Annotated in this window: 29 protein-coding genes; 23 read left to right on the top strand and 6 right to left on the bottom strand. The window is 60.7% G+C overall.

The window, feature by feature from the left end:
- Nucleotides 1-26: 26 nt before the first annotated feature.
- The 11 genes from CLU91_RS08575 to CLU91_RS08525 all read left to right on the top strand — a co-directional run bounded on the left by CLU91_RS08575 (nucleotide 27) and on the right by CLU91_RS08525 (nucleotide 8409).
- Nucleotides 27-578, top strand: coding sequence for an NADAR family protein (locus tag CLU91_RS08575; RefSeq protein WP_100873815.1), 552 nt, complete (start codon nucleotides 27-29; stop codon nucleotides 576-578).
- A gap of 200 nt (nucleotides 579-778) precedes the next feature.
- On the top strand, nucleotides 779-1255 hold the full coding sequence (gene iscR, locus CLU91_RS08570; protein ID WP_092710141.1) for a Fe-S cluster assembly transcriptional regulator IscR: 477 nt from the start codon (nucleotides 779-781) through the stop codon (nucleotides 1253-1255).
- Between the two features lie 40 nt (nucleotides 1256-1295).
- Complete coding sequence (locus tag CLU91_RS08565) at nucleotides 1296-2552, top strand: IscS subfamily cysteine desulfurase (RefSeq protein ID WP_035820576.1); 1257 nt, start codon at nucleotides 1296-1298, stop codon at nucleotides 2550-2552.
- 54 nt (nucleotides 2553-2606) lie between these two features.
- Nucleotides 2607-2996, top strand: a complete 390-nt coding sequence (gene iscU / locus CLU91_RS08560; protein WP_076567031.1) for a Fe-S cluster assembly scaffold IscU — start codon at nucleotides 2607-2609, stop codon at nucleotides 2994-2996.
- A 51-nt stretch (nucleotides 2997-3047) separates the two neighbouring features.
- Entirely contained in the window at nucleotides 3048-3368 is a 321-nt protein-coding gene (iscA, locus tag CLU91_RS08555; protein ID WP_034750079.1) for an iron-sulfur cluster assembly protein IscA, read from the top strand.
- Between the two features lie 66 nt (nucleotides 3369-3434).
- Nucleotides 3435-3950, top strand: a complete 516-nt coding sequence (hscB, locus tag CLU91_RS08550; RefSeq protein WP_100873814.1) for a Fe-S protein assembly co-chaperone HscB — start codon at nucleotides 3435-3437, stop codon at nucleotides 3948-3950.
- A 108-nt stretch (nucleotides 3951-4058) separates the two neighbouring features.
- Entirely contained in the window at nucleotides 4059-5945 is a 1887-nt protein-coding gene (gene hscA / locus CLU91_RS08545; protein ID WP_100873813.1) for a Fe-S protein assembly chaperone HscA, read from the top strand.
- 71 nt (nucleotides 5946-6016) lie between these two features.
- On the top strand, nucleotides 6017-6358 hold the full coding sequence (fdx, locus tag CLU91_RS08540; RefSeq protein WP_035820570.1) for an ISC system 2Fe-2S type ferredoxin: 342 nt from the start codon (nucleotides 6017-6019) through the stop codon (nucleotides 6356-6358).
- A 1-nt stretch (nucleotide 6359) separates the two neighbouring features.
- Complete coding sequence (iscX, locus tag CLU91_RS08535; protein ID WP_100873812.1) at nucleotides 6360-6554, top strand: Fe-S cluster assembly protein IscX; 195 nt, start codon at nucleotides 6360-6362, stop codon at nucleotides 6552-6554.
- Nucleotides 6541-7458: a class I SAM-dependent methyltransferase gene (locus CLU91_RS08530; RefSeq protein ID WP_100873811.1), complete on the top strand. Its 918-nt coding sequence runs from the start codon at nucleotides 6541-6543 to the stop codon at nucleotides 7456-7458. The genes iscX and CLU91_RS08530 overlap by 14 nt, the downstream gene beginning before the upstream one ends.
- 192 nt (nucleotides 7459-7650) lie before the next feature.
- Nucleotides 7651-8409 (top strand): rRNA pseudouridine synthase, encoded by a 759-nt coding sequence (locus CLU91_RS08525; RefSeq protein WP_100873810.1) that lies wholly within the window; start codon nucleotides 7651-7653, stop codon nucleotides 8407-8409.
- Here CLU91_RS08525 and CLU91_RS08520 read toward each other — a convergent pair.
- The 5 genes from CLU91_RS08520 to CLU91_RS08500 all read right to left on the bottom strand — a co-directional run bounded on the left by CLU91_RS08520 (nucleotide 8406) and on the right by CLU91_RS08500 (nucleotide 11165).
- Complete coding sequence (locus tag CLU91_RS08520) at nucleotides 8406-8834, bottom strand: group III truncated hemoglobin (protein ID WP_100873809.1); 429 nt, start codon at nucleotides 8832-8834, stop codon at nucleotides 8406-8408. The two genes, CLU91_RS08525 and CLU91_RS08520, sit on opposite strands and share 4 nt — an antisense overlap.
- Nucleotides 8835-8897: 63 nt before the next feature.
- Nucleotides 8898-9443 carry an RDD family protein gene (locus CLU91_RS08515; protein ID WP_100873808.1) on the bottom strand — a complete coding sequence of 182 codons (546 nt, stop codon included), beginning with the start codon at nucleotides 9441-9443 and terminating at the stop codon, nucleotides 8898-8900.
- Nucleotides 9433-10194: a DUF3106 domain-containing protein gene (locus CLU91_RS08510; RefSeq protein ID WP_100873807.1), complete on the bottom strand. Its 762-nt coding sequence runs from the start codon at nucleotides 10192-10194 to the stop codon at nucleotides 9433-9435. The genes CLU91_RS08515 and CLU91_RS08510 overlap by 11 nt, the downstream gene beginning before the upstream one ends.
- Nucleotides 10195-10599 (bottom strand): DUF3619 family protein, encoded by a 405-nt coding sequence (locus CLU91_RS08505; protein WP_035820561.1) that lies wholly within the window; start codon nucleotides 10597-10599, stop codon nucleotides 10195-10197.
- Nucleotides 10596-11165, bottom strand: a complete 570-nt coding sequence (locus tag CLU91_RS08500) for an RNA polymerase sigma factor (RefSeq protein ID WP_034750048.1) — start codon at nucleotides 11163-11165, stop codon at nucleotides 10596-10598. The genes CLU91_RS08505 and CLU91_RS08500 overlap by 4 nt, the downstream gene beginning before the upstream one ends.
- A 495-nt stretch (nucleotides 11166-11660) precedes the next feature.
- On the opposite strand from CLU91_RS08500, the gene CLU91_RS08495 reads away from it, so the two are divergent.
- From CLU91_RS08495 to CLU91_RS08455, 9 genes are all read left to right on the top strand, one after another.
- Nucleotides 11661-13391: an acetolactate synthase 3 catalytic subunit gene (locus CLU91_RS08495; protein WP_100873806.1), complete on the top strand. Its 1731-nt coding sequence runs from the start codon at nucleotides 11661-11663 to the stop codon at nucleotides 13389-13391.
- A gap of 2 nt (nucleotides 13392-13393) precedes the next feature.
- On the top strand, nucleotides 13394-13885 hold the full coding sequence (gene ilvN / locus CLU91_RS08490) for an acetolactate synthase small subunit (RefSeq protein ID WP_010399754.1): 492 nt from the start codon (nucleotides 13394-13396) through the stop codon (nucleotides 13883-13885).
- Nucleotides 13886-13961: 76 nt separating this feature from the next.
- On the top strand, nucleotides 13962-14978 hold the full coding sequence (gene ilvC, locus CLU91_RS08485; protein WP_034750044.1) for a ketol-acid reductoisomerase: 1017 nt from the start codon (nucleotides 13962-13964) through the stop codon (nucleotides 14976-14978).
- Nucleotides 14979-15100: 122 nt separating this feature from the next.
- Complete coding sequence (locus CLU91_RS08480; RefSeq protein WP_100873805.1) at nucleotides 15101-15511, top strand: hypothetical protein; 411 nt, start codon at nucleotides 15101-15103, stop codon at nucleotides 15509-15511.
- A gap of 177 nt (nucleotides 15512-15688) precedes the next feature.
- Nucleotides 15689-16915: an MFS transporter gene (locus CLU91_RS08475; protein ID WP_100873804.1), complete on the top strand. Its 1227-nt coding sequence runs from the start codon at nucleotides 15689-15691 to the stop codon at nucleotides 16913-16915.
- Between the two features lie 205 nt (nucleotides 16916-17120).
- A complete protein-coding gene (locus CLU91_RS08470) occupies nucleotides 17121-17879 on the top strand; it encodes an SIMPL domain-containing protein (RefSeq protein WP_100873803.1) in 759 nt (252 codons plus the stop codon).
- A 99-nt stretch (nucleotides 17880-17978) separates the two neighbouring features.
- Complete coding sequence (locus tag CLU91_RS08465) at nucleotides 17979-18734, top strand: SIMPL domain-containing protein (RefSeq protein ID WP_100873802.1); 756 nt, start codon at nucleotides 17979-17981, stop codon at nucleotides 18732-18734.
- Nucleotides 18735-18891: 157 nt separating this feature from the next.
- A complete protein-coding gene (pssA, locus tag CLU91_RS08460) occupies nucleotides 18892-19743 on the top strand; it encodes a CDP-diacylglycerol--serine O-phosphatidyltransferase (protein ID WP_100873801.1) in 852 nt (283 codons plus the stop codon).
- A gap of 48 nt (nucleotides 19744-19791) precedes the next feature.
- A complete protein-coding gene (locus CLU91_RS08455; protein WP_100873800.1) occupies nucleotides 19792-21336 on the top strand; it encodes a 2-isopropylmalate synthase in 1545 nt (514 codons plus the stop codon).
- An 8-nt stretch (nucleotides 21337-21344) separates the two neighbouring features.
- Here CLU91_RS08455 and bamE read toward each other — a convergent pair whose 3' ends face one another.
- Nucleotides 21345-21842 carry an outer membrane protein assembly factor BamE domain-containing protein gene (bamE, locus tag CLU91_RS08450; RefSeq protein ID WP_100873799.1) on the bottom strand — a complete coding sequence of 166 codons (498 nt, stop codon included), beginning with the start codon at nucleotides 21840-21842 and terminating at the stop codon, nucleotides 21345-21347.
- Nucleotides 21843-22027: 185 nt separating this feature from the next.
- On the opposite strand from bamE, the gene rpsO reads away from it, so the two are divergent.
- The 3 genes from rpsO to CLU91_RS08435 all read left to right on the top strand — a co-directional run bounded on the left by rpsO (nucleotide 22028) and on the right by CLU91_RS08435 (nucleotide 25543).
- Nucleotides 22028-22297, top strand: a complete 270-nt coding sequence (gene rpsO / locus CLU91_RS08445; protein WP_071076969.1) for a 30S ribosomal protein S15 — start codon at nucleotides 22028-22030, stop codon at nucleotides 22295-22297.
- Between the two features lie 220 nt (nucleotides 22298-22517).
- Nucleotides 22518-24635: a polyribonucleotide nucleotidyltransferase gene (gene pnp, locus CLU91_RS08440; protein ID WP_071076349.1), complete on the top strand. Its 2118-nt coding sequence runs from the start codon at nucleotides 22518-22520 to the stop codon at nucleotides 24633-24635.
- 212 nt (nucleotides 24636-24847) lie between these two features.
- Nucleotides 24848-25543 (top strand): hypothetical protein, encoded by a 696-nt coding sequence (locus CLU91_RS08435; RefSeq protein WP_100873798.1) that lies wholly within the window; start codon nucleotides 24848-24850, stop codon nucleotides 25541-25543.
- Nucleotide 25544 lies beyond the last annotated feature (1 nt).

Here is a 25544-nt window from a genome sequence, read left to right as displayed (position 1 = left end):
GCCTGTCTGGCGGAAATGCGGGGAATATGCAAATCAGTAACGTGGAAGAATTGAAGGCGTGGATCGCGGCGGGCGGCGTGCCCGACTATCTGTATTTCTGGGGCCACACGCCGGCCCAGCCGCAGGTGCCCGACAAAAGCTGCTTCAGCCAGTGGTTCCCGTCGCCATTCAGCCTGGCCGGCGTGACGTATGCGACGGCCGAGCACTACATGATGGCGCAAAAGGCGGCCCTGTTTGGCGACACGGCCGTGCAGGCGCGCATCGTGGCGGCCGGGCGACCCTCGGAAGTCAAAAAACTGGGGCGCGAAGTGGCGAACTTCGACGCCAAGGTGTGGGAGGCGGCGCGCGCCGGCATCGTCTTCGATGGCAACTTTGCCAAGTTCTCGCAAAAGGCCGCGCTGCGCAAGTTTCTGCTGGGCACGGGCGAACGCGTCATCGTCGAAGCCAGTCCCGTCGACCGCATCTGGGGCGTGGGCCTGGCGTCGGACAATTCGCGCATCCTGGATCCCGCCACCTGGGACGGCTTGAACCTGCTGGGTTTTGAACTGATGAAAGTACGCAGCGCTTTACGTGCTTGAGCGGTACTGTTGTTTTCCTGATGCCGCCGCGCCTGGCGCGGCCGGCTATGCCCCTGCCAGCCCTGTGGTCATCGAGGGGCGCTCTGACAAACCCCGCCGAATTTGTTATACTTGACTAAATCATTCAACTACTCAGGGTTTGAGAAGTTGAAAAGCCGCAATATTTTAAACCAGTTATTGAACAGTTGAGCCGAGGATGTATGCGTCTGACTACAAAAGGTCGTTTTGCCGTGACTGCGATGATCGATCTTGCCCTGCGCCAGGGCAAGGGGCCGGTCACCTTGTCCGGCATTAGCCAGCGCCAGTCGATTTCCCTGTCCTACCTGGAACAGCTGTTCGGCAAGCTGCGCCGCCATGAGATCGTCGAATCGATCCGCGGTCCCGGCGGCGGCTACAGCCTGGCGCGCCGTGCCGACAAAGTGACGGTGGCCGACATCATCATCGCCGTCGACGAACCGCTGGACGCCACGCAGTGCGGCGGCAAGGAACATTGCCACGGCGCTGACGCGGCCACGGGTGCGCGCTGCATGACGCATGAATTGTGGTCCACACTCAACGAAAAAATGGTCGATTATCTGGATTCTGTGTCCTTGCAGGACCTGGTCGACCAGCAGAGACAAAAGAATGCCGAACAAAGCGTGATGGTGATGCACCGTAACCAGGCCGCCATCGGTTGATAAATACAAAATACCAAGTTGCTGATTGCAGGAGTTATTGATGAACGCCCCAGAAAAAAACGTAGGCCAAGTGCACTTTGAAACCGCACCGCATTTCCCGATCTACATGGATTACTCGGCCACCACGCCGATCGATCCCCGCGTCGCCGACAAGATGATTCCCTACCTGCGCGAGCAGTTCGGCAATCCGGCATCGCGCAGCCACATGTATGGCTGGACGGCGGAAAAAGCCGTGGAAGAGGCGCGCGGCCACGTGGCGGCCCTGGTGAACGCCGATCCGCGCGAAATCATCTGGACCTCCGGCGCGACGGAAAGCAACAACCTGGCCATCAAGGGCGCGGCGCAGTTCTACAAGACCAAGGGCAAGCACATCATCACCGTCAAGACCGAGCACAAATCGGTGCTCGACACGGTGCGCGAACTGGAACGCATCGGTTTTGAAGCGACGTACCTGGAACCGCAAGACAACGGCCTGATCACCGTCGAGCAGCTGGCCGCGGCCGTGCGCCCGGACACCATCCTCGTGTCGGTCATGCTGGTGAACAACGAAATCGGCGTGATCCAGCCGATCGACGAGATCGGCGTATTCTGCCGCTCGAAAGGCATCATCTTCCATTGCGACGCCGCGCAAGCGACGGGCAAGGTCGTCATCGACCTGCAAAAGACCAAGGTCGACCTGATGACCTTCACGGCGCACAAAACCTACGGCCCGAAAGGCGTGGGCGCCCTGTACGTCTGCCGCAAGCCGCGCGTGCGCCTGGAAGCGCAGATGCACGGTGGCGGCCATGAGCGCGGCCTGCGCTCGGGCACCCTGCCAACGCACCAGATCGTCGGCATGGGCGAAGCGTTCCGTATCGCCAAGGAAGAAATGGACAGCGAAATCGGCCGCATCCTGGCCTTGCGCGACCGCCTGGCCAAGGGCTTGCAAGAGATCGAAGAAGTCTACATCAACGGCGACATGGACCACCGCGTGCCGCACAACCTGAACGTGAGTTTCAACTACGTCGAAGGCGAGTCGCTGATCATGGCGATCAAGGATATCGCCGTGTCGTCCGGTTCGGCCTGCACCTCGGCCAGCCTGGAGCCATCGTACGTGCTGCGCGCCCTGGGCCGCAGCGACGAACTGGCGCACAGCTCGATCCGCTTCACCATCGGCCGCTTCTCGACCGAGGAAGACATCGACTTCGCCGTGAACCTGCTGAAATCGAAAGTACACAAGCTGCGCGAACTGTCGCCGCTGTGGGACATGTTCAAGGACGGAATCGATATCAATTCGATTCAATGGGCAGCCCACTAACCAACACCGTGGCCCCTTGAACGGGGCCGGCAAGAATATTAAAGGAGCATCAAAATGGCTTACTCGGACAAAGTACTCGATCACTACGAAAACCCGCGCAACGTGGGCGCTTTCGACAAGGGTGATGAAACCATCGGCACCGGCATGGTCGGCGCGCCTGCCTGCGGCGACGTGATGAAACTGCAGATCAAGGTCGGCGCCGATGGCCTGATCGAAGATGCGAAATTCAAGACCTACGGCTGCGGTTCGGCCATCGCGTCGAGCTCGCTGGTGACCGAATGGGTCAAGGGCAAGACCCTGGACCAGGCACTGGCCATCAAGAATACGCAGATCGCCGAAGAACTGGCCCTGCCGCCAGTGAAGATCCACTGCTCCATCCTGGCGGAAGACGCCATCAAGGCGGCAGTGCTGGATTACCAGACCCGCCATCCAGTAGCAGCTTAAACGTTGGCAGCCCGCCCCAGCCGCAAGGCCGGGGCCGTTGCGGAGAAATACATGATCACACTGACCGAAAAAGCGGCGAAACACATCAACCGTTATATCGAACGGCGCGGCAAGGGCATGGGTTTGCGCTTTGGCGTGCGTACCACGGGCTGCTCGGGCCTGGCCTACAAGCTGGAATATGTCGATGAAGCGGCGGCCGAAGACAGCGTCTTTGAATCGCACGGCGTGAAAGTCTTCGTCGATCCGAAAAGCTTGCCTTACATCGACGGCACGGAACTCGATTTCGCGCGCGAAGGCTTGAACGAAGGCTTCAAGTTCCACAATCCGAACGAAAAAGACGCCTGCGGCTGCGGCGAGTCCTTCAGGATTTAAACAGCTGGCAAGACCCCGGTCGGTGCGCTGTACCCATCGATTGCGGTACAGCGACCACTGACCATTATGCAAAATCACTTCGAATTATTCCAGTTGCCGGCGCAGTTCGGGCTCGACATGAGCGCGCTCGATGCGGCCTACCGCGACGTGCAGGGCAAGGTCCACCCGGACCGCTTCATCAACGCCAGCAGCGCTGAAAAGCGCGTGGCGATGCAATGGGCCACGCGCGCCAATGAAGCCTACCAAACCCTGAAAAGCCCGCAAAAGCGCGCGCAATACCTGTGCGAACTCCATGGCGTCGACCTGCAGACGGAGTCGAACACGGCCATGCCGGTCAGCTTCCTGATGCAGCAGATGGAATGGCGCGAAGAGCTGGGCGACGCGCGTGCGGGCAAGGATGCCGACGCGCTCGACGCCCTGGACCGCCAGCTGCGCGGCGAACGCAAGGCCTTGCTGGCCCAGGTGGCGGCCCAGCTCGACGCCGCCGACTATGTGAATGCAGCGCAAAGCGTGCGCGCCCTGATGTTCCTCGACAAATTCGGCGAGGAAGTCCGTTTTGCCTATGAGGCGATCGAAGCCTGATCTCCGGATAGCTTGACCGGCGTGCCAAGCGCCAGTCTGGCGCGCGTCTTATAATGCGCGACAGGCATCAGCAGCACCACGCACAAAATTAATCGAGGCACGAATACAATGGCACTTCTGCAAATTTCCGAACCAGGCATGTCGACCGCGCCGCACCAGCACCGCCTGGCCGTCGGCATCGATCTGGGTACCACCAATTCCCTGGTCGCCACCGTCCGCAACAGCATTCCCGAGGTGCTCAACGACGAAGACGGGCGCTCCCTGCTGCCTTCCGTCGTGCGCTACCTGCCGAACGGCCACGCGAACATCGGCTACAAGGCCCTGTCCGCGCAAACCACCGACCCGAAGAACACCATCGTTTCCGTGAAACGCTTCATGGGCCGCGGCCTGGCCGACATCGCTTACGCGGAAAACCTGCCCTACGACTTCCAGGATACGCCTGGCATGGTGCAGCTGAAAACCGTGGCCGGCGTGAAAAGCCCGGTCGAAGTGTCGGCGCAAATCCTCGCCACCCTGCGCCAGCGCGCGGAGGATTCCTTGGGCGACGACCTGGTCGGCGCCGTCATCACCGTGCCGGCCTATTTTGACGACGCGCAGCGCCAGGCAACGAAAGATGCGGCGCAGCTGGCCGGCATCAATGTCTTGCGCCTCTTGAGCGAGCCGACGGCCGCCGCCATCGCGTATGGCCTCGACAACGCCTCCGAAGGCGTGTACGCCGTGTATGACCTGGGCGGCGGCACCTTCGACATCTCGATCCTGAAGCTGAGCAAGGGCGTCTTTGAAGTCTTGTCCACGGGCGGCGATTCGGCCCTGGGCGGCGACGATTTCGACCGCCGCCTGTTCTGCTGGATCAGCGAACATGCCAAGCTGGCGCCGCTGTCCGATGAAGACACGGCCATCCTGATGGTGAAGGCGCGCGAAATCAAGGAAACGCTGTCGACCAAGTCGGAAACGATGATCGACGCCAAGCTGAACTCGGACGAAGAAATCCACCTGCGCATCACGGCAGCCGACTTTGCCGCCATGACGCAGCACCTGGTGGCCAAGACCATGAACGCCATCAAGAAAGCCTTGCGCGACGCGAACGTGGATGCTGACGACGTCGACGGCGTGGTGATGGTGGGTGGCGCCACGCGCATGCCTCACGTGCAGCGCGCCGTGAGCGAATTCTTCCACACGACGCCGCACGCGAATATCGACCCGGATAAAGTGGTGGCGCTGGGCGCCGCCATCCAGGCGAACTTGCTGGCCGGCAACCGCGCCGCCGGCGACGACTGGCTGCTGCTGGACGTCATTCCGCTGTCGCTCGGTATCGAAACCATGGGCGGCCTGGTGGAAAAGATCATCCCGCGCAATTCGACGATCCCGTGCGCGCGTGCGCAGGAATTCACGACGTTTAAAGATGGCCAGACGGCGCTGGCCGTGCACGTGCTGCAGGGCGAGCGCGAACTGGTGAGCGATTGCCGCTCGCTGGCGCGCTTTGAGCTGCGCGGCATTCCGCCGATGGTGGCGGGTGCTGCGCGCATCCGCATCACGTATCAGGTCGATGCGGATGGCTTGCTGTCCGTCTCGGCGCGCGAACTGCGCTCGGGCGTGGAAGCGTCGATCAGCGTCAAGCCCGCGTATGGCCTGGGTGACGACGACATCGCCCGCATGCTGCAAGATTCGTACACGTCGGCCGACATCGACATGGTGGCGCGCGCGCTGCGCGAAGAGCAGGTGGAAGCGGAACGCATCCTGCTGGCCACGCAGTCGGCGCTGGATGAAGACGGCGGCTTGCTCGATGACGCCGAGCGCGCCACCGTCGACGCCTTGATGCAGCGCGTGCGCGACGCCATAGCCCAATCGCAAAGCGGCGCCATCGACCACCAGGCATTAAAACTGGCGATCGAGGCGCTGGCCGACGGCACCGAGGATTTCGCCTCGCGCCGCATGGACCGCAGTGTGCGCACGGCTCTCACGGGCAAATCGCTGGACCAGGTCGTACAAGACTAATTGAACAGCGCGCCGCCGCGAGCATAGACTGCGGCGGCCGCGCTCCGAATGACAGACTGAAAGAAGAAACCATGCCACAAATCGTTATCCTGCCGCACGCCAAGCTTTGCCCGGACGGCGCCGTCATCGAAGCCCCTGCCGGCAAGTCCATCTGTGACATCCTGCTGGAAAACGACATCGACATCGAGCACGCCTGCGAAAAATCGTGCGCCTGCACCACGTGCCACGTGCTGGTGCGTGAAGGCATCGAGTCCTTGAACGAAGCGACGGAACTGGAAGAAGACATGCTGGACAAGGCCTGGGGCCTGGAAGCCGTGTCGCGCCTGTCGTGCCAGTCCATCGTGGCCGACGCCGACCTCGTCGTCGAAATCCCGAAATACACGATCAACCAGGTCAGCGAAGGCAGTCACTAACATGAAATGGTCCGACATCACCGCGATCGCCGAAGCGTTGTTCGACACGCATCCTGACATCGACCCGCTGACCGTGCGTTTCACCGACCTGCATAACTGGGTGGTGGAACTGGACGGCTTCGACGATGACCACTCGCGCGGCGGCGAAAAAGTGCTCGAAGCGATACAGATGGCGTGGATCGATGAAGCGCGCTAAGGGCGCGGCAGCCGCCGCCACCGCAGTCGCTGCGCCGAAAGACGTCATCACGGCCGCCAGCAACATGCCCGAGATCAAGGATGGCCAGTCGGTCGCCTTGCTGCAGGAATTGCACATCCTGACGCGCGACGGCAAGATGAACCAGGACAGCCGCCGCAAGCTCAAGCAGGTGTACCACCTGACGCAGTTCATCGAACCGCTGCTGCGCGAAGTGCAGCTCGACCACCCCGGCGTGTCGCTGGTCGACCATGGCGCAGGCAAGTCGTATCTCGGCTTCATCCTGTACGACCTGTTCTTCAAGAACGGCAACGACGGTTCGCACATCTACGGCATCGAGACGCGCGAAGAGCTGGTGCAGCGCTCGCAAGAGCTGGCGAAGAAATTCAAATTCCCCGGCATGTCGTTTTTACCGCTGTCCGTGGCCGAATCGACGGAGTCGAACTTGCTGCCGCAGCAGATCGACATCGTCACGGCCTTGCATGCGTGCAACACGGCCACCGATGACGCGATCCACTTTGCCTTGAAAAAGAAGGCGAAATTTATGGTGCTGGTGCCGTGTTGCCAGGCGGAAGTGGCGTCCGTGCTGAAGAAGAACAAGGGCAAGAGCCTGGGCAAGAACGTCTTGACGGAACTGTGGCGCCACCCGCTGCACACGCGCGAGTTCGGCAGCCAGATCACCAACGTGCTGCGCTGTCTGCAGCTGGAAGCGCATGGCTACCAGGTCAGCGTGACGGAACTGGTGGGCTGGGAGCATTCGATGAAGAATGAACTGATCATCGCCAGTTATAAAAACTTGCCGCGCCAGCGTCCGACGGAGCGCCTGCAGGAAGTACTGCAGACCTTGGGCCTGGAAGAGATGGGGCACCGCTTCTTTGCCGAGGAATTGGCCAAGGCGACGGCCTGACTTGTTGGATTACGCGTTCCGTTAATCCAACCTACCATATTCGCGACCGCCGCGCAGGCCGCGTAGGTCGGATTAGCGCGCAAGCGCGTAATCCGACAATCACCAGGCAATCAGCAACAACGTCAACAAAAGGGGAGGAGCGGGTCGGTTACAATACCGGCTTTCTCCTCCTCTTGCTTTTTGCGCCTCCCCATGACCACACCACACGAAATGCCCACCGTCCGCCTGGCCAAGCGCCTGTCTGAAGACGTACCCTGTTCGCGCCGCGAGGCCGAGCTGTATATCGAGGGCGGCTGGGTTACGGTCGATGGCGTGCTGGTGGAAGAGTCGGGCGCGCGCGTGGCCGACAATCAGGCGGTGGTGCTGCTGCCGAACGCCACCCTCGACGAAATGCCGCCCGTGACGATCTTGCTGCACAAGCCGGCCGGGATCAACGGCGGCGTGGGCAGCGAAGGCAAGCCGGCATTGAGCTGTTTGCGTCCCGAAGAGATTTTCACTCCGGAAAATGTGGCGCCCAGTTCCGTCACGCGCTTCCTCAAGCGCCATCTGATTGGACTGACGATCACCAATCCACTGGAAACCATGGCATCCGGCTTGCTGGTGTTTACGCAGGATTTCCGCGTCGCCCGCAAGCTGGTCGACGAAGCGAAAACGGTGGAGCAGGAATTCATCGTGGAAGTGTCGGGCGACATCATGGAGAACGGCCTGGCGCTGCTGAATCACGGCTTGCCCTTCAATGGCAAGCCTTTGCCGCCGATCAAGGTCAGCTGGCAAAATGAAACGCGCTTGCGCTTCGCCCTGAAAAACGTGCAGCCGGGTCAGATCGCCCATATGTGCAAGATGGTGGGGCTGGACGTCGTCGCCATGAAGCGCTTGCGCATCGGCCGTATTTCGATGGGCGCCATGCCCGTGGGGCAATGGCGCTATCTGCAAGGCTACGAGCGATTCTAAAGCTGCGGCGCCACGATGGCGTGGCTTTCCGCAAAGCTTTTCCAGAGCCGTTCGGCGATATTCAAGGCGATGGTATCGGCTTTCTCTTGCAGGGCCGGGTTGCCCATGCTCTCGGTCGTCGCAAAAAACAGGGTCAGCCAGCGGCGGAACATGCACGGCGTCAGGTTTTCCATGTTCGCGTGCTGGGCCAGCGGCTTGCCGTGGTAGCGCATGGTGCCGCGCAGCAAGCCTGACCAGAAATCGACCAGAGTTGCCAGATGGGCATCCCAATCCTTGACCTCGGCGGCAAAGATGGGGCCCAGCATGGCGTCATCGCGCGCGGCCGCATAAAAGGTGTGGACGAGGTGCTTGACGTCGTCTTCGCTGCAGACTTCCTCGCGGTAGGGCGCGAAGCGTGTGTGGGGGAGGGGGGCGGTATTATTCATGGCATGCCATGATCGCAGAGCCCCCGTGGCGCTTCAATGACCCAGGTCAAGCCGCGTAAAAACTCAGGCGGCGACTTTTTTCGACTTTTTCGCGGGGGCTGGCAATTGCACGATCTGCGTACCCGCCAGCTTGTCGTGCAGGAATTGTCCATTGCCCGTGAACAGGGCCGTGGCCGACCAGGCCAGGATGCCGACGCCGATGGCGCCCAGGGCAGTCCAGTGCTGCAAATCGAATGCATACGACACCAGCAGCGCCGGCAGCAGCCACATCCATGACAGGATGTAGCGGTAGGCGGCCACGCGCAGCGGCACGTGGGCGTGGCCTGCCAGCACCAGTTGCAAGCGCCACGTCTTCATGGCCAGGGTTTGCCCTTCGCGGCTCCATTGATGGATGAAATATGCACCCATGATGAGGAAGGCCAGGCACTGGCGCATGTGTTCCGTCAACGGCGTATGCGCGCCTTGCACGGCCAGTTCAAACAGCAGGAAAGGCAAGAACAGCACGGCCAGGGCCAACAGTGATTCGTACACCATGGAAATCAGGCGGCGCTTGATCGTGGGATGGGAAGTGATGCTGGCGGCAGGCGTGCTATTGGTGCTATTTGGCATAGTTCGGCAGTGGGGCAGGCGTGGCAGGTGGCGTGACGGGCACGGTGGCGGGGGCTGCAGCAGGATCGCTGGCTGGCACGGCGGCCGCTGCGGGAGCTGGCGGCAAGACGGGCGCGGCGACGGCAGGCGCTGCCGGCATGGCGGGTGGCACGATCACGGGCGGTTTGCTGGTATTCGAATTGATCGCCGGCACCTTGCCCAGCGGTTTTTTCGGCACCAGTTCCGTCGCCAGCTTTTTCTTTTGATCTTCCGGTAATTGCTGGTATTGCTCCCACTGTGCGGTTTTTTGACCAGGATCAATCTTCTTCGTGCGCGTATAGTTTTCGCGCACCAGGCGGCGCTGTTCCGGCGTCAGCTTGATCCATTCGCGCATGCGTTCATGCACGCGGGTTTGTTCGTCGGGCAACATGGAGGCAAAGCGGTTGGCGATATCGAGCCATTTCTGCTTGCGCAGCGGTTCCAGCTTGTTCCATTCGCCCGCCAGCGGCTGCAGGGCTTCCTGCTGCGCGCGCGACAGCTTGTTCCAGGACGGGTTGTCGCCGGCCTTGGGCGGCGTGCCACCTTTGCCGGCCGTGCGGGGCGAGCCAGGCTTGACGGCCGGGGCCGGCGCCGTCACGGACGCTGCCGCCATGGCAGTGGTCGCGGGCGCAGGATGTTGTTGCGCGCCTACCCAGGCGGCGCCCGCCAGGGCGCAGGCGCCCAGGCCGATGCCGCCAGCCAGCCAGCCTTTGCGTACGCTCGTGCGTGCCATTTATTGCTCGCGTTTCGTCAGGTAGGCGTTGAAGCCATGGTCCATGTACGCAGACAGCGGCAATTCGTCCGACAGCACGGCGGCATCGATTTCTGCCAGTTCGGCAATATGTTGTTCCTGCTCAAACTGATAGATGCCCACCAGGCCGCCAACGAGCAGCAGCAGGGGGATGATCACGCTCATGCGGCCCAGCCACGACAGCGGCTCGACAAACAGGCTGCTGGCGATACCGGCGAACACGTCTTTGCGCACGGCAACGGCGGCGGGCGCGTCCGCCTTCTTGCGCGACAGGGCCAGCTTGCGTGCCGCTGCCAGGCGATCGGTGGCCGATGCGGGCAGGTCGTCGAGTTTTTCGTTCAGTGCATGGCGCACTTTGTAAGCGAAATTGAGATCGTCGGTGTTCATAATTTTATTCCCTTGGCTTTCAGCGATTCGGCGAGCGTGTGGGTAGCTCTGGAGCAATGTGTTTTCACGCTACCTTCGGAGCAACCCATCGCTTCCGCTGTTTCAGCCACATCCATGTCCTGCCAATAACGCATGAGGAAGGCTTCGCGTTGACGTGACGGCAGTTTTTGTACCTCCGCATCAATCAAATCAAGCATTTGCGCGCGTTCGACCTGGTCGGCCGACGATTCGGCAGCGCTCGAACCCTGTTCCGATTCATACGTGTCAAGTATATCAAAATCTTCATGCTCGTCGCCCGAGGGCTTCATGCCGGAAAACAGGCTGACCCAGGTGTTGCGAACTTTTTCTCGTCGGAAATAATCAAGGATGGTGTTCTGCAAGATGCGCTGGAACAGCATCGGCAGTTCGGCGGCCGGCTTGTCGCCGTACTTCTCGGCCAGCTTGATCATGGCATCCTGCACGATGTCGAGTGCCGATTCTTCCTTGCGGACCGCGTAGGCGGCCTGCTTGAAAGCGCGCCGCTCGACATTTTCTAGAAAGTCGGATAATTCTTTGTCTGTTGCCATGCGGTATGGGGATCTTAGCGGGCTGCGGGTGCGGTGGGCGAATTGGGGCGGGTATGCTTTTTGCAACCCCGTGCATGCTAGCAAAAAATGTGCGTTTCCGCAGGGTTTTTGCACGGCGTGCGAGCAAAAATGCAGCGAGGCCGACATTTTCCTTGACCATAATGGTGCAACGCGATAACGTATGGGACGCTTTGAACACCCCAAAGCCCTATGGTCAGGTCGCGACCGGCACACAAGGCCATCCGCGGCAAGACGCGCTTTCATTTGTAGGCAGTTTGTTCTAACCCGTGCCACAAGCGCGAGCGGTTCGTACAGGCGCCACAGAAACTCCGGCCAAACGAGTTGCGTTAAGCGTTGTTTTGTAAGGTATCTATGGGTGCCCAAAGAAATGGCGTGACCGCATGAAAAGGGAAGCAGGAGCACTGTCGCGCACGGCGAACTTCGTCAGGAAAGAACATCCGATCAATCTCCAATGGACCTTGAAAGGAATGTTTCATGAATACCGAAGCAGCAGCAGGACCCATTACCGGCGCAGAAATTGTCGTGCGCTGTCTGGCTGAAGAGGGCGTCGAGCACGTCTTTGGATACCCGGGCGGAGCCGTACTCTACATCTACGACGCCATCTTCCAGCAAAACAAATTCCAGCATATCCTGGTACGCCACGAGCAGGCCGCGATCCACGCCGCCGATGCCTATTCGCGCAGCTCGAACAAAGTCGGTGTCGCCATCGTCACGTCCGGTCCGGGTGTCACGAATGCCGTCACGGGCCTGTCGACCGCGTACATGGACTCGATTCCCATGGTCGTGATCTCCGGCCAGGTGCCGAGCCACGCCATCGGACAGGATGCGTTCCAGGAATGCGACACGGTCGGCATCACGCGCCCCGTGGTCAAGCACAACTTCCTCGTCAAGGACGTCAAGGACCTGGCAGCGACGATCAAGAAAGCCTTCTTCATCGCCCGTACCGGCCGTCCGGGACCCGTGCTGGTCGATATCCCCAAGGATATCAGCATGCACAAATGCCATTTCGACTATCCGAAGGAAGTCGAGATGCGTTCCTACCGTCCCGTCGACAAGGGCCACTCGGGCCAGATCCGCAAGGCCGTGCAGCTGTTGCTGCAAGCCGAACGCCCGATGATCTACACGGGCGGCGGCGTGATCCTGGCGAATGCGGCTCCCGAGCTGAACAAGCTGGTCGACCGCCTGGGTTTCCCGTGCACCAATACCTTGATGGGCCTGGGCGGCTACCGCGCATCGAGCGAGCAGTATGTCGGCATGCCCGGCATGCACGGCACCTACGAAGCGAACATGGCGATGCAGAATTGCGACGTGCTGATCGCCATCGGCGCCCGTTTCGATGACCGCGTGATCGGCAACCCGAAGCATTTCGCCTCGCATCCGCGCAAGATCATCCACGTGGACATCGATCCATCGTCGATTTCCAAGCGCGTCAAGGTCGATATCCCCATCGTCGGCAACGTCAAGGACGTGCTGATCGAGTTCCTCGCGCAACTGGACGCGGCCGAAGCCAAGCCAAACGTCAATGCACTGAGCAACTGGTGGAAGCAGATCGCCGAATGGCGTGGTCGCGAATGCCTGAAATATCCGACTTCCGACCTGGTCATCAAGCCGCAGTCGGTGGTGGAAAAAGTCTTCCAGATCACCAAGGGCGACGCCTTCATCACGTCCGACGTGGGCCAGCACCAGATGTGGGCCGCGCAATACTATGGCTTCGACAAGCCGCGCCGCTGGATCAATTCCGGCGGCCTGGGCACCATGGGCGTCGGCTTGCCGTACGCCATGGGCGTGCAGATGGCCAATCCGGACGCCACCGTTGCCTGCATCACGGGCGAAGGTTCGATCCAGATGTGCATCCAGGAATTGGCAACGTGCAAGCAGTATCACCTGACGCCGAAGATCATCATGCTCAACAACCGTTTCCTCGGCATGGTGCGCCAGTGGCAGGAAATCGATTACGGTTCGCGCTATTCCGAGTCGTACATGGATTCGCTGCCCGACTTCGAAAGGCTGGCGGAAGCGTATGGCCACGTGGGCATGAAAATTGAAAAACCGGGCGACGTCGACGGCGCCCTGAAAGAGGCGTTTGGCATGAAAGACAGGCTGGTATTCATGAATTTCATTACCGACCAGTCCGAAAACGTGTGGCCCATGGTGAAAGCCGGCAAAGGCCTGTCCGAAATGATGCTTGGCTCGGAGGATCTCTAATCATGCGCCATATTATTTCTGTCTTGCTGGAAAACGAAGCGGGCGCCCTGTCGCGCGTGGTGGGCCTGTTCTCGGCACGCGGCTACAACATCGAAACGTTGACCGTGGCGCCGACGGAAGACTCGACCCTGTCGCGCATGACCATCGTCACCAGCGGTTCGGACGATATCATCGAGCAGATCACCAAGCACTTGAACCGCCTCATCGAAGTGGTGAAAGTGGTGGACCTGACCGAAGGCCAGCATATCGAACGCGAGTTGATGCTGATCAAGGTTCGTGCCGTGGGCAAGGAGCGCGAGGAAATGAAGCGCACCGCCGATATCTTCCGTGGCCGCATCATCGATGTCACCGAAAAGACGTACACGATCGAACTGACCGGCAACAAGGTCAAGCTCGACGCGTTCATCGATTCGATCGACCGCGCCGCCATCCTGGAAACCGTCCGCACGGGTGGTTCCGGCATCGGCCGCGGCGAACGCATCCTCAAAGTATAAAAGCACATAGCAGCACTACGCGGCCCACGGGCCGCATTTAAAACAACAACGCATCATCAAATATATAGGAAATACCATGAAAGTTTTTTACGACAAAGACGCTGACCTCTCCTTGATCAAAGGTAAAAACGTTGCCATCATCGGCTACGGTTCGCAAGGCCATGCACACGCGCAAAACCTGAACGATTCGGGCGTCAACGTCACCGTCGGCCTGCGCAAGGGCGGCGCTTCGTGGACCAAGGTCGAGCAAGCTGGCCTGAAAGTAGCGGAAGTCAACGACGCCGTGAAAGCGGCCGACGTCATCATGATCTTGCTGCCAGATGAAAACATCGCCCAGGTCTACAACGAAAACATCGCGCCGTTCGCCAAGCAAGGCGCCGTGCTGGCCTTCGCCCACGGCTTCAACGTGCATTACGGCCAAGTCGTGCCACGCGCCGACCTGGACGTGATCATGGTCGCGCCGAAAGCCCCGGGCCACACCGTGCGCGCCACTTACACCCAGGGTGGCGGCGTGCCCCACCTGATCGCCGTGTACCAGGACAAATCGGGCATCGCCCGCGATATCGCCTTGTCGTACGCCTCGGCCAACGGCGGCGGCCGCGCCGGCATCATCGAAACGAACTTCCGTGAAGAAACCGAAACGGATCTGTTCGGCGAACAAGCCGTGCTGTGCGGCGGCGCCGTGGAACTGATCAAGGCCGGCTTCGAAACCCTGACGGAAGCGGGCTACGCGCCTGAAATGGCGTACTTCGAGTGCTTGCACGAACTGAAACTGATCGTCGACCTGATCTATGAAGGCGGCATCGCCAACATGAACTACTCGATCTCGAACAACGCTGAATACGGCGAATACGTGACCGGTCCTAAAGTCGTGACCTCGGCCACCAAGGATGCGATGCGTCAATGCCTGAAAGACATTCAAACGGGCGAATACGCGAAGAGCTTCATTCTGGAAAACAAGGCAGGCGCACCGACCCTGATCTCGCGCCGCCGCCTGACGTCCGAGCACCAGATCGAAGAAGTGGGCGCGAAACTGCGCGCCATGATGCCTTGGATCGCCAAGAACAAGATGGTTGACCAGTCGAAGAACTAAGCATTTATCGTTCTTTGCAAGAAGCCGGCGCAAGCCGGCTTTTTTCATTACAATCAGGGCCATTCAACCATACCGTGAGCACCATGCTTGTTTTTTCTAAAGTTTTTGTCGGGAATCTTCATGTGCTCAAGCGCCCCTTCCTGGTGACCATCAGCTGCTGGTTTCTGATCCTCGGCTCGCTGTCAGCGCTGGTGTCGGCTTACTTCGGCCGCAACGATCCCGCCATGCTGGGCGGAACGGGGCACAGCGTGATTCCCGCCGAGGTGCAATACGCGATTTTGTTTTTTAGCATGGGCATTAACCTGGTGGCAGCGCTGGCCATGCTGCAAAGGCAGCGTGGCGCACGCACCGTGTATCTGGTGTGGGGCGTGATCGACGTTGCGATCTGCCTGGCGACCTTGCCGCTTAAGATGCACGTCTTGCCTGGCGCGCTACTGTTCGCCGTCATCTGCGCCTTGCTGTACAGTCCGAAATCGAATGCCTGGTTTTCGCCACGCAAGGCGGCCAACGATGCCTGCATGACGCCAGCGTGAGCACGGTTGTTTGAGCACGCACGGTTTTTGCCCGTCTCCTATATAATCCCGCCCTTCCTTTGCAGTTTCCTATGGACTGCATCTGTTTCGGTATCTGCCGACCGCAACGCGCATCACCGTTTTTGTCACACGCCAGGCGCGAGTTTCTTAACCGCTTGCGCAAGTAGAAGGACCCCCATGACTGACCGTATCACCGCCACGGCGCCCTCGCAGGCTGCTGTTGACTCTTCCATCCCCATCCTGGCCTTGCTGGCCCTGGCCATGACGGCGTTCCTTGCCCTCCTGTCGGAAACCTTGCCGGCCGGCTTGCTGCCGCAGATTGCCCGTGACCTGAATATTTCCGAAGTCATGACGGGCCAGCTGGTGACCGTCTATGCGATCGGCTCCATCCTGACGGCGATCCCGCTGACGGCGCTGACCAGCACCTGGCGCCGGCGCAATGTCTTGTTGCTGGCCATCATAGGCTTTTTGATCTTCAATACGGCGACGGTCCTGGCGCCCAACTATGCCGTCGCCCTGATCGCGCGCTTCGTCACTGGCATGGCCGCCGGGCTGGCCTGGGGCTTGATGGCGGGCTATGCGCGCCGCATGGTGCGTCCCGAGCAGCAGGGCAGGGCGATGGCCATTGCCATGATCGGCACGCCGCTGGCCCTGTCCTTGGGCGTGCCGCTGGGCACCCTGATGGGCGGCGTGCTGGGCTGGCGCAGCATCTTTGGCATCATGTCCGGCATGGCCGTGGTGCTGGTCGCGTGGGTGCTGCTGGTCGTGCCCGATTACCCTGGGCAAAAGAATGGCGAACGGCTGTCGATCCGCCAGGTGTTCCTGACGCCGGGCGTGCGGCCGATTCTGGCGGTGATCGTCGCCTGGATGCTGGCGCATAACATTCTGTATACCTATATCGCGCCGTTCCTGGCGCCGTCCGGCTTGCGCCCCCGCGTCGACCTGGTGCTGCTCGTGTATGGCGTGGGATCGCTGGCCGGCATCTGGCTGGTCAGCCAGCTGATCGACCGCTGGCTGCGCCCGCTCGTGCTGGGCTGTATCGCCGCCTTTGCCCTCGTGATGGTGGCGCTGGGCCTGGCGATGGATTCCCCCATCGTCATCTATGTCAGCATGGCCATCTGGGGCATCACCTTCGGCGGCGCCGGCACCTTGCTGCAGACGGCGTCGGCGGACGCTGCCGGCGATGGCATGGACGTGGCGCAAGCGATGGTGGCAACCATCTGGAACGTGGCCATCGCGGGCGGCGGCCTGGCGGGCGGCATGCTGCTCGACGGCTATGGCGCGGCATCGTTCCCGTGGGCCATGCTGACCTTGCTGCTGGTGGCGCTGGCTATCGCCTGGCGCGCGCACCGCCACAGTTTCAAGCCGGGCCGGCGCAGCGGCGGCGCGGTGATTGGTCACTAATAACATTGTTATTTATGATGGCAGTGTGTTGAAATGTGAGCAGATGTGACTGGCAAGCACATTTTGTGACGATTTGTTAATTTGCGCCACAGGAATGAACGAGGCGTTAGAATCTACACAGTTTGACAAGTTTCTCAGGTGAAAGGGATGGCAAAAGCATCCCGTTCGCTGGCTGTCAGCCACATTAACTAGCTAGGAGTACCCCATGACCGTGATGAAATCCGTCCTTGTTGCCGCCGCAGCCACCGTTGCCCTGAGCGCACAAGCGCAAACCTTGCCCACTTCCGGCACCCTGGTGGTCGTCCCCGCATTTGGCGAAGTCAAGCATGTCAATGACCAGGTGGTCGCTACCCTGGCCATCGAAGAACAGGACAAGGACAAGGCTGCCGCCGCGTCGCGAGTCAACCAGAAGATGAACAAGGGCATCGCCATCGTCAAGCAGGCCGACCCATCGGCAGCGCTGAAATCGTACGGCTACTACACCTATCCCGTGTATCCGGAAGAGCGCCCATTGCCGGCTGGCGCCGTGGCCAAGCCACGTTTGCCAACGGCCTGGCGCGTTGGCCAGTACCTGGAAGTGACGACGGCCAACCTGGCGACCTTGCCAAAAACCGTGTCGGCAGCGCAAGGCGTGCTGACCCTGAACGGTTTGAATTTCGGCCTGAAGCCGGAAACCATCCGCCTGCTCGATGACCAGCGCATCGCCGCCACGTACAAAAACCTCAATGAGCGCGTGGCCGCCATCGCCAAGGCCATGGGCCGCAACGTGTCCGATGCCGTGCTCGATACGGTGGACTTCGAAGGTTCGGGCAACTACGCCACCGAAAGCCGTGCTGCTGCCGCACCGATGATGATGCGCAGCGCCAAGATGGCCGAAGACAGCAGTGTCGTCGCCGAGCCGAGCTTCGAGCCGGGCGAAACGACGCTCGACATGCGTGTCGTCGGCAAGGTCAAGTTCAAGTAAGCGCCAGCGTGGAAATATTTCCGCGATAGACTGTTTTGAAAATCATGGGGCTGTTGGCCCCATGCTTGTTTTTGCCCCATTATTTTCCTGGAGAACACTATGACCGTCATGAAATCGCTGCTGGCCGCCGCCGCCGCTACCGTTGCCTTGGGCGCACATGCCCAGGCCTTGCCCACCTCCGGCACCCTCGTGGTGGTGCCGGCGAATGGCGAAGTGGTGCATGCGAACGACCAGGTGACCATCACGCTGGCCATCGAAGAGCAGGACAAGGACAAGGCCGCCGCCGCCTCGCGCGTGAACCAGAAGATGAATCAGGGCGCGGCCATCGTCAAGAAGGCCGATCCGCAAGCCGTGCTGAAGACCCAGGGCTATTACACGTATGCCGTCTACCCGGAAACGGCGCCCTTGCCGCCAGGCGTCGCCGCCAAGCCACGCGTACCAACGGGCTGGCGAGTGGGCCAATACCTGCAGGTGACGACGACGAATCTGGCCGCCTTGCCGAAAACCGTGTCAGCGGCGCAAGGCGTGCTGACCCTGAACCGTTTGAACTTCGGCCTGGCGCCCGCCACCATCCGCAAGCTCGACGATCAGCGCATCGCCGCCGCCTATAAAAACCTGAACGAGCGTGTCGCCGCCATCGCCGGCGCCATGGGCCGCAACGTCAATGAGGCCGTGATCGACACCATCGATTTCGAAGGCTCGGGCAACTACGCGCAGCGCGTCAGCGTGACCGGTGCGCGCAACATGAGCGCCGACGCCATGGGCTATGGCGGCAACCAGGTGGCCGAACCGAGTTTCGAGGCGGGCGAAACGACCCTGAACATGGGCCTGGTGGCCAAGATCAAGTTCAAATAATGCTTGAACAGGCGTCAATCTTGCCAGCTTGACGCCGCCGCGCTTTTCTTTGGCGGTGGCTCCTCTATAATGACAACATCGGCGGGCGCATGCCGTGACAGTCATGCCCCCGCCATCTGGCACCGATTCCCCCGCAGCACACAAGATATGGAACAACATGGCAAACTTCCCCCGTCGTAGAGGCAAGAACGGCACTCCCGCAGTCTCCAAAGCGTCCCGCTTCAGCAAATTCGTGCGCCAGCCGGTGAGCGATGGCACAGGCAAGAAAACCTTGCGCCGCCGCGGCATCTATCTGTTGCCGAACGCCTTCACGACGGCAGCCCTGTTTTGCGGCTTCTACGCCATCGTCATGGCCATGAACCAGAAATTCGAACATGCGGCCTGGGCCATCTTCATCGCCATGATCCTCGACGGCCTCGACGGCCGCATCGCGCGCCTGACGAATACGCAGAGCGAATTCGGCGCCCAGTACGACAGCCTGTCCGACATGGTCTCGTTCGGCGCCGCGCCGGCGCTGGTGATCTATGAATGGTCGCTGCGCGGCATGGGCAAACTGGGCTGGCTGGCCGCCTTCGTGTATTGCGCCGGCGCCGCCTTGCGCCTGGCCCGTTTCAACACGAATATCCAGGTCGTCGACAAGCGCTTCTTCCAGGGCTTGCCCAGCCCGGCGGCGGCCGCCATGGTGGCCGGCTTCATCCTGCTGATGAACGACCTGGAATTTGCCGGCAACCAGCTGGCCTGGGTATCGTGGACGATCGCCCTGTTCGCCGGCCTGACCATGGTCACGAACGTGCCGTTCTACAGTTTCAAGGATGTAAATTTCCGCAAGTCCGTGCCCTTCATCGTGGTATTCCTGCTGGCATTGTTCTTCGCGCTCATTTCCATCGACCCGCCGAAAGTGCTGTTCCCGATTTTCGTCGCCTATGGCCTGTCCGGCTACGCCGTGTTTTTCTGGCGCATGGCGAAGGGCAAGCCCGTCAGCATCATCCAGACCGACCCCGAGCATTAATGCGCTGAGTCGGTAGCGTCGCCAGTCTTCAGCCAGCCAGGAGCAGCCATGAACACCAGCAACCGACTCATCATTTTTGACACCACCTTGCGCGACGGCGAGCAATCGCCGGGCGCGTCCATGACGCGCGAGGAAAAGCTGCGCATCGCCAGGCAGCTTGAACGCCTGAAGGTCGATGTGATCGAAGCGGGCTTCGCCGCCGCCTCGCAAGGCGACTTCGAATCGATACGGGCGATTGCCGGCGCCGTGCGCGAGTCCACCATCTGCTCGCTGTCGCGCGCCAACGACCGCGACATCGCCCGCGCCGCCGAAGCCTTGGCGCCTGCCGAGCGCAAGCGCATCCACACCTTCATCGCCACCTCGCCCCTGCACATGCAGATCAAGCTGCGCATGACGCCAGAGCAAGTGCTGACGCAGGCGCAGAACGCCGTGCGCTATGCGCGCCAGTTCACGGACGACATCGAATTCAGCCCCGAAGACGGCAGCCGCTCCGACGAGGATTTCCTCTGCCGCGTGCTCGAAGCTGTGATCGCCGAAGGCGCCACCACCATCAATTTCCCCGATACGGTCGGTTATGCCGTGCCCGAAATCTTCGGCAATACCATCAAGCGCTTGCGCGAGCGCATACCGAATGCCGATAAGGCCATCTGGTCCGTGCATTGCCATAACGACCTGGGCCTGGCCGTGGCCAATTCGCTGGCCGGCGTCATGATCGGCGGCGCGCGGCAGATCGAATGCACGGTCAATGGCCTGGGCGAGCGGGCCGGCAACACGGCGCTGGAAGAAGTGGTGATGGCGCTGCGCACGCGCGCCGCCTATTACAACTTGACGGTGGGCATCGATACGACGCAAATCGTGGCGGCCTCGAAAATGGTGTCGCAGATCACGGGCTTTGCCGTGCAGCCGAACAAGGCCGTCGTCGGCGCGAACGCCTTTGCGCACGCGTCCGGCATCCACCAGGACGGCATTTTAAAGGCGCGCGAAACGTATGAAATCATGCGCGCCGAAGACGTGGGCTGGACCGCCAACAAGATCGTGCTCGGTAAATTGTCGGGCCGCAATGCCTTCAAGCAGCGCTTGCACGAGCTGGGCATCGCGCTCGAATCGGAGGCGGAAGTCAACGCGGCCTTCCTGCGCTTCAAGGAGCTGGCGGACCGGAAATCCGAGATATTCGACGAAGACATCATGGCCCTCGTCAGCGAAGAACAGCAGGCGCAGGAGAGTGAGCACTACCGTTTCATTTCCCTGGCACAGCAGTCGACGACGGGCGCCGTGCCCCATGCGCGCGTGGAGTTTCTCGTCGGCGGCGTGCAGCGCAGCTGCGAAGGGCAGGGCGACGGGCCCGTCGACGCCACCGTCAACGCCATCGAAAGCGCAGCCGCCAGCGGCGCGGAGCTGGTCTTGTTCTCCGTCAATGCCATCAGCACGGGCACGCAGTCGCAGGGCGAAGTGACGATGCGGCTGTCGCGCGACGGGCGCATCGTCAACGGCGTGGGCGCCGACCCGGACATCATCGTGGCGTCGGCCAAGGCGTATTTGTCGGCGCTCAATAAATTGCACGCCAAGGATGAGCGTATCGACCCTCAACCATAAGGCTGCCTTCACCAGAAAAACCGCCGCTCTTCCTTGGCCGGATCGGGCCCGTTCATCATCATGCGCACGATGCCGTCGTGGTCGAAATGCACGTGCATCATGGAATCCCACACGCCCGACTCCTTGTAGCGGTAGGACCAGACGTGCAATTTTGGCAGCGACAGGTACGAGGTTTCCGTCGGGCGGCCCAGGGTGTGCAGCACGTCTTGCTGGGTCGACACGCCTACCTTGATGCGGGCAAAGCCCGGCGTGTCGAGCACCTGCTCGTAGGAAATGAGCTTGTTGTCGGGGCCGAAACGGGCCATGTAGGTGTACTGGCCGTACGGCCCCGTGGCGTATTCAAGCTCGGGACCGGTGGGCAGTTGATAGATATTGCTTGGCCGGCCCAGGCGCGCTTCCACGGCGGCGCGCGGTTCGCCCGGCTGGGGCGGCGGGACGTTCCAGCTGGCGCAGCCGGCCAGCGTGGCAAACAGCAGCGGTGTTGCTGATTTGAGCAGTGTTTTCATGTTTATCCTCCTGAAATGCGGGGAAATCCTATCATGCACCGAGAAAAGCGCGCGCGGCAGGATACAGACGGGCATTTTTCCGATATACTTGCGCGTCTGGTTGGAAGCATAGGCCAGTCTTTTAATAATCGTAGTTCACGGTGGATAGGGTTCAGACTCTGTGCACCGCATGTGAAAGGTTTATCATGACAGTAGAAAACATCAACAAAGCCGCTATCATCGCGGACAACGCACGTGGTCAAAACGACACCGGCTCCCCTGAAGTGCAAGTTGCACTGCTGACAGCTCGCATCAACGAACTGAACGGCCACTTCAAAGCCCACTCGAAAGATCACCACTCCCGCCGCGGCCTGATCATGATGGTCAACCGTCGTAAGAGCCTGTTGTCGTACCTGAAGTCGAAAGACGCTACCCGTTATCGCGACCTGATCGCTAAACTTGGTCTGCGCAAGTAATTTTTGCCGTACAAGGTTTATACAGAAATGCCTGCGCCAGTTCGCTGACGCGGGCATTTTGTCATTTGAATTCCGGATTTATGTCGGCAAGTGCAGTATTCTCTACCGATATCATGTTTTAAAAGTAAAGTAGTAAAGGCGGCAACGGTTTTTCCACCGCCTGTGGTGAGGTGAACGACAGCCCCTGAAAATCTGTCGGCAATTAGAAAAGGGATACCCCATGTTTAACAAAGTTACGAAAACCTTCCAGTACGGTCAACATCAAGTGACCCTGGAAACCGGCGAAATCGCACGTCAGGCATCCGGCGCAGTGCTGGTGTCGATCGAAGATACCGTCGTTCTGGCAACGGTGGTGGCACGCAAAGATGCCAAGCCAGGCCAGGATTTCTTCCCTTTGACGGTAGATTATGTTGAAAAAACCTATGCTGCCGGTAAAATCCCGGGCGGTTTTTTCAAGCGCGAAGGCCGTCCTTCCGAAAAAGAAACACTGACATCGCGTCTGATCGACCGTCCTATCCGTCCGCTGTTCCCGGAAGGCTACCTGAATGAAGTGCAAGTCATCATTCACGTGTTGTCGGTCAACCCTGAAATCGATCCGGATATCGCCGCCATGATCGGCGCCTCGGCTGCCCTGTGCGTCTCGGGCGTGCCTTTCAGCGGTCCTATCGGCGCTGCGCGCGTCGGTTACGCGAATGGCCAGTACATCCTGAACCCGACCGTCCAGCAACTGAAAACGTCGGAAATGGACCTGGTGGTCGCCGGTACCGAAACGGCCGTGCTGATGGTCGAATCGGAAGCGAAACAGCTGTCCGAAGAAATCATGCTGGGCGCCGTGGTCTTTGGCCACGACCAGATGAAAGTCGTCATCGACGCGATTCACGACCTGGTGCGTGACGGCGGCAAGCCGGAAGTGGAATGGGCGCCTGCGCCGAAAAACGAAGCACTGATCGCCCGCGTCGCGCATTTCGCCAACGCCAAGATCAATGATGCGTATCAAACCAAGGACAAGCAAGAGCGTACGGCCAAGCTGAAAGCAGCGACGTCGGAAGTGATCGCCGACCTGTCGGCTGAAGCCGCCGCCAACGGTGGCGCGTCCATCGACAGCGCAGAAGTGAACAACATTCTGTTCGACATCGAAGCGAAAATCGTGCGTACACAAATCCTGGACGGCGAGCCACGCATCGACGGCCGCGACACGCGCACCGTGCGTCCGATCTCGATCCGCACCAGCGTGCTGCCACGCACCCACGGTTCGGCCCTGTTCACGCGCGGCGAAACGCAGGCACTGGTCGTGGCAACGTTGGGCACCGCCCGCGACAGCCAGAAGATCGATGCGTTGATGGGCGAGTTCACCGATTCGTTCATGCTGCATTACAACATGCCTCCGTTCGCCACCGGCGAAACGGGCCGTGTCGGTACGCCGAAACGCCGCGAAATCGGCCACGGCCGTCTGGCCAAGCGCGCGCTGATCGCCGCCCTGCCAGCAGCTGAAGAGTTCAGCTACTCGGTGCGCCTGGTATCGGAAATTACGGAATCGAACGGTTCCTCGTCGATGGCATCGGTGTGCGGCGGCTGCCTGGCACTGATGGACGCCGGCGTGCCGATGAAAGAACACGTGGCCGGTATCGCCATGGGCCTGATCAAGGAAGGCGGCAAGTTTGCCGTGCTGTCCGACATCCTGGGCGACGAAGATCACCTGGGCGACATGGACTTCAAGGTAGCCGGTACCCGCAACGGTATCACGGCGCTGCAGATGGACATCAAGATCATGGGCATCACCAAGGAAATCATGCAAGTGGCACTGGCGCAAGCCAAAGAAGGCCGCGAGCACATCCTGGGCGAAATGCAAAAAGCCATGCCGCACGTCAAAACCGAACTGTCCGATTTCGCACCGCGTCTGATCACCATCAAGATCAACCCGGAAAAAATCCGTGACGTGATCGGCAAGGGCGGCGCCGTGATCCGCGCGCTGACCGAAGAGACGGGCACCCAGATCGACATCAGCGACGAAGGCGTGGTCACCATCGCTTCCGTCGACGCAGCTGCCGGCCAGGAAGCCAAGCGCCGCATCGAAGAACTGACCGCTTCCGTCGAAGTGGGCAAGACCTACGAAGGCACCGTGCTGAAACTGCTGGACTTCGGCGCCATCGTGCAAGTCATGCCAGGCAAGGACGGCTTGCTGCACATCTCGCAGATCGCCAACGAGCGCGTCAACGCCGTGGCCGACTACCTGAAAGAAGGCCAGCTGGTTCGCGTCAAAGTGCTGGAAACGGACGACCGCGGCCGTCTGAAACTGTCGATGAAAGCTGCTGAAGGCAACGAAGCGCCAGCCGCTTAATGTCCTTCAGATTCGCCTGACTGCGGCCTCGGCCGCATGATCAAAACCGCCAGCGCGCAAGCCCTGGCGGTTTTTTTGCGCCGCGTTTGCGCTGCGTCAAGGTAGATGCCGTTTTGCGCGTCGGCCTTGATCCAGCTCGCATTGGCCAGTTTGACGCCTTGTAGATTCGGGAGGGGATCCTCCCCTGAACGAGTCTTCCAAGGAGATGCAGCATGCGCACATTCCGCGGGCTGGCCGCCGCCTTTCTGCTTGCCGTCGCGCCCGGTGCCTGGGCGCAGCTGGACAACGCACCGACGCCGGTGCCATTGCCCATTCCCATTGCCGCCGCCTCCGCGGCCATGCCGGCGCAGGACCTCGATGCTTTGCGCACCGTGCATGCGCGCGAAATCAATGACCTCAGCACTTTCAGGACGGCGGGATTGCCGCGGCAAGCTATCGACTCCTATCTCGATAGCGGACCAGGACAGCAGTTCTTGCGCGAACTGCGCGCGGCCGACCCTGCCGCTCCGGCCGACACCATTTATGCGCGGGCCGTGGAGCAGCTGGCGTCCGGCAGCACCGTGCCGTACCTGCAGCCGATGGCTGCCGCGCTGGTCAAAATCGTGCCGCATGGCCAGAATGTATCGCCATATTCGCCGTATTTCACCACCAGCGCGCAATTGCAGCTGGCATCTGGCCGCTGCACTACCTTGGCCGACTGTTTCGGCTTGCCCTTGAAGAGCGAGGCGCCGCTGTATGATGTGTACCAGATCATGCCCAAGGGCACGGTGAACGTCTTCGTCAGCATGGTGGCGCCCACGCAAGAGCTGGGCGGGCTGGTGCGGCGCCGTGGCGGGGCGCAACAGTATCTATTGCCCAACCGCAGCCTGTGGTCGGCGCCCGTGCTGATCGGCACGATCAAGAACTGAG

The sequence above is a fragment of the Janthinobacterium sp. 64 genome (genome assembly GCF_002813325.1).
Taxonomy (GTDB): domain Bacteria; phylum Pseudomonadota; class Gammaproteobacteria; order Burkholderiales; family Burkholderiaceae_D; genus Janthinobacterium.
This window is presented reverse-complemented; position numbering and strand designations above follow the sequence as displayed.

What these genes read in the sequence shown, in the direction of transcription:
- CLU91_RS08470 (WP_100873803.1), top strand. Translation starts at nt 17,121, where the DNA reads ATGACCGTGATGAAATCCGTCCTTGTTGCCGCCGCAGCCACCGTTGCC.
- CLU91_RS08495 (WP_100873806.1), top strand. Translation starts at nt 11,661, where the DNA reads ATGAATACCGAAGCAGCAGCAGGACCCATTACCGGCGCAGAAATTGTC.
- iscR (WP_092710141.1), top strand. Translation starts at nt 779, where the DNA reads ATGCGTCTGACTACAAAAGGTCGTTTTGCCGTGACTGCGATGATCGAT.
- CLU91_RS08565 (WP_035820576.1), top strand. Translation starts at nt 1,296, where the DNA reads ATGAACGCCCCAGAAAAAAACGTAGGCCAAGTGCACTTTGAAACCGCA.
- CLU91_RS08515 (WP_100873808.1), bottom strand. Translation starts at nt 9,443, where the DNA reads ATGCCAAATAGCACCAATAGCACGCCTGCCGCCAGCATCACTTCCCAT.
- rpsO (WP_071076969.1), top strand. Translation starts at nt 22,028, where the DNA reads ATGACAGTAGAAAACATCAACAAAGCCGCTATCATCGCGGACAACGCA.
- hscB (WP_100873814.1), top strand. Translation starts at nt 3,435, where the DNA reads ATGCAAAATCACTTCGAATTATTCCAGTTGCCGGCGCAGTTCGGGCTC.
- iscX (WP_100873812.1), top strand. Translation starts at nt 6,360, where the DNA reads ATGAAATGGTCCGACATCACCGCGATCGCCGAAGCGTTGTTCGACACG.
- CLU91_RS08435 (WP_100873798.1), top strand. Translation starts at nt 24,848, where the DNA reads ATGCGCACATTCCGCGGGCTGGCCGCCGCCTTTCTGCTTGCCGTCGCG.
- CLU91_RS08475 (WP_100873804.1), top strand. Translation starts at nt 15,689, where the DNA reads ATGACTGACCGTATCACCGCCACGGCGCCCTCGCAGGCTGCTGTTGAC.
- CLU91_RS08465 (WP_100873802.1), top strand. Translation starts at nt 17,979, where the DNA reads ATGACCGTCATGAAATCGCTGCTGGCCGCCGCCGCCGCTACCGTTGCC.
- CLU91_RS08575 (WP_100873815.1), top strand. Translation starts at nt 27, where the DNA reads ATGCAAATCAGTAACGTGGAAGAATTGAAGGCGTGGATCGCGGCGGGC.
- iscA (WP_034750079.1), top strand. Translation starts at nt 3,048, where the DNA reads ATGATCACACTGACCGAAAAAGCGGCGAAACACATCAACCGTTATATC.
- CLU91_RS08500 (WP_034750048.1), bottom strand. Translation starts at nt 11,165, where the DNA reads ATGGCAACAGACAAAGAATTATCCGACTTTCTAGAAAATGTCGAGCGG.
- ilvC (WP_034750044.1), top strand. Translation starts at nt 13,962, where the DNA reads ATGAAAGTTTTTTACGACAAAGACGCTGACCTCTCCTTGATCAAAGGT.
- CLU91_RS08530 (WP_100873811.1), top strand. Translation starts at nt 6,541, where the DNA reads ATGAAGCGCGCTAAGGGCGCGGCAGCCGCCGCCACCGCAGTCGCTGCG.
- CLU91_RS08455 (WP_100873800.1), top strand. Translation starts at nt 19,792, where the DNA reads ATGAACACCAGCAACCGACTCATCATTTTTGACACCACCTTGCGCGAC.
- bamE (WP_100873799.1), bottom strand. Translation starts at nt 21,842, where the DNA reads ATGAAAACACTGCTCAAATCAGCAACACCGCTGCTGTTTGCCACGCTG.
- iscU (WP_076567031.1), top strand. Translation starts at nt 2,607, where the DNA reads ATGGCTTACTCGGACAAAGTACTCGATCACTACGAAAACCCGCGCAAC.
- hscA (WP_100873813.1), top strand. Translation starts at nt 4,059, where the DNA reads ATGGCACTTCTGCAAATTTCCGAACCAGGCATGTCGACCGCGCCGCAC.
- pssA (WP_100873801.1), top strand. Translation starts at nt 18,892, where the DNA reads ATGGCAAACTTCCCCCGTCGTAGAGGCAAGAACGGCACTCCCGCAGTC.
- fdx (WP_035820570.1), top strand. Translation starts at nt 6,017, where the DNA reads ATGCCACAAATCGTTATCCTGCCGCACGCCAAGCTTTGCCCGGACGGC.
- CLU91_RS08505 (WP_035820561.1), bottom strand. Translation starts at nt 10,599, where the DNA reads ATGAACACCGACGATCTCAATTTCGCTTACAAAGTGCGCCATGCACTG.
- CLU91_RS08525 (WP_100873810.1), top strand. Translation starts at nt 7,651, where the DNA reads ATGACCACACCACACGAAATGCCCACCGTCCGCCTGGCCAAGCGCCTG.
- CLU91_RS08520 (WP_100873809.1), bottom strand. Translation starts at nt 8,834, where the DNA reads ATGAATAATACCGCCCCCCTCCCCCACACACGCTTCGCGCCCTACCGC.
- pnp (WP_071076349.1), top strand. Translation starts at nt 22,518, where the DNA reads ATGTTTAACAAAGTTACGAAAACCTTCCAGTACGGTCAACATCAAGTG.
- ilvN (WP_010399754.1), top strand. Translation starts at nt 13,394, where the DNA reads ATGCGCCATATTATTTCTGTCTTGCTGGAAAACGAAGCGGGCGCCCTG.
- CLU91_RS08510 (WP_100873807.1), bottom strand. Translation starts at nt 10,194, where the DNA reads ATGGCACGCACGAGCGTACGCAAAGGCTGGCTGGCTGGCGGCATCGGC.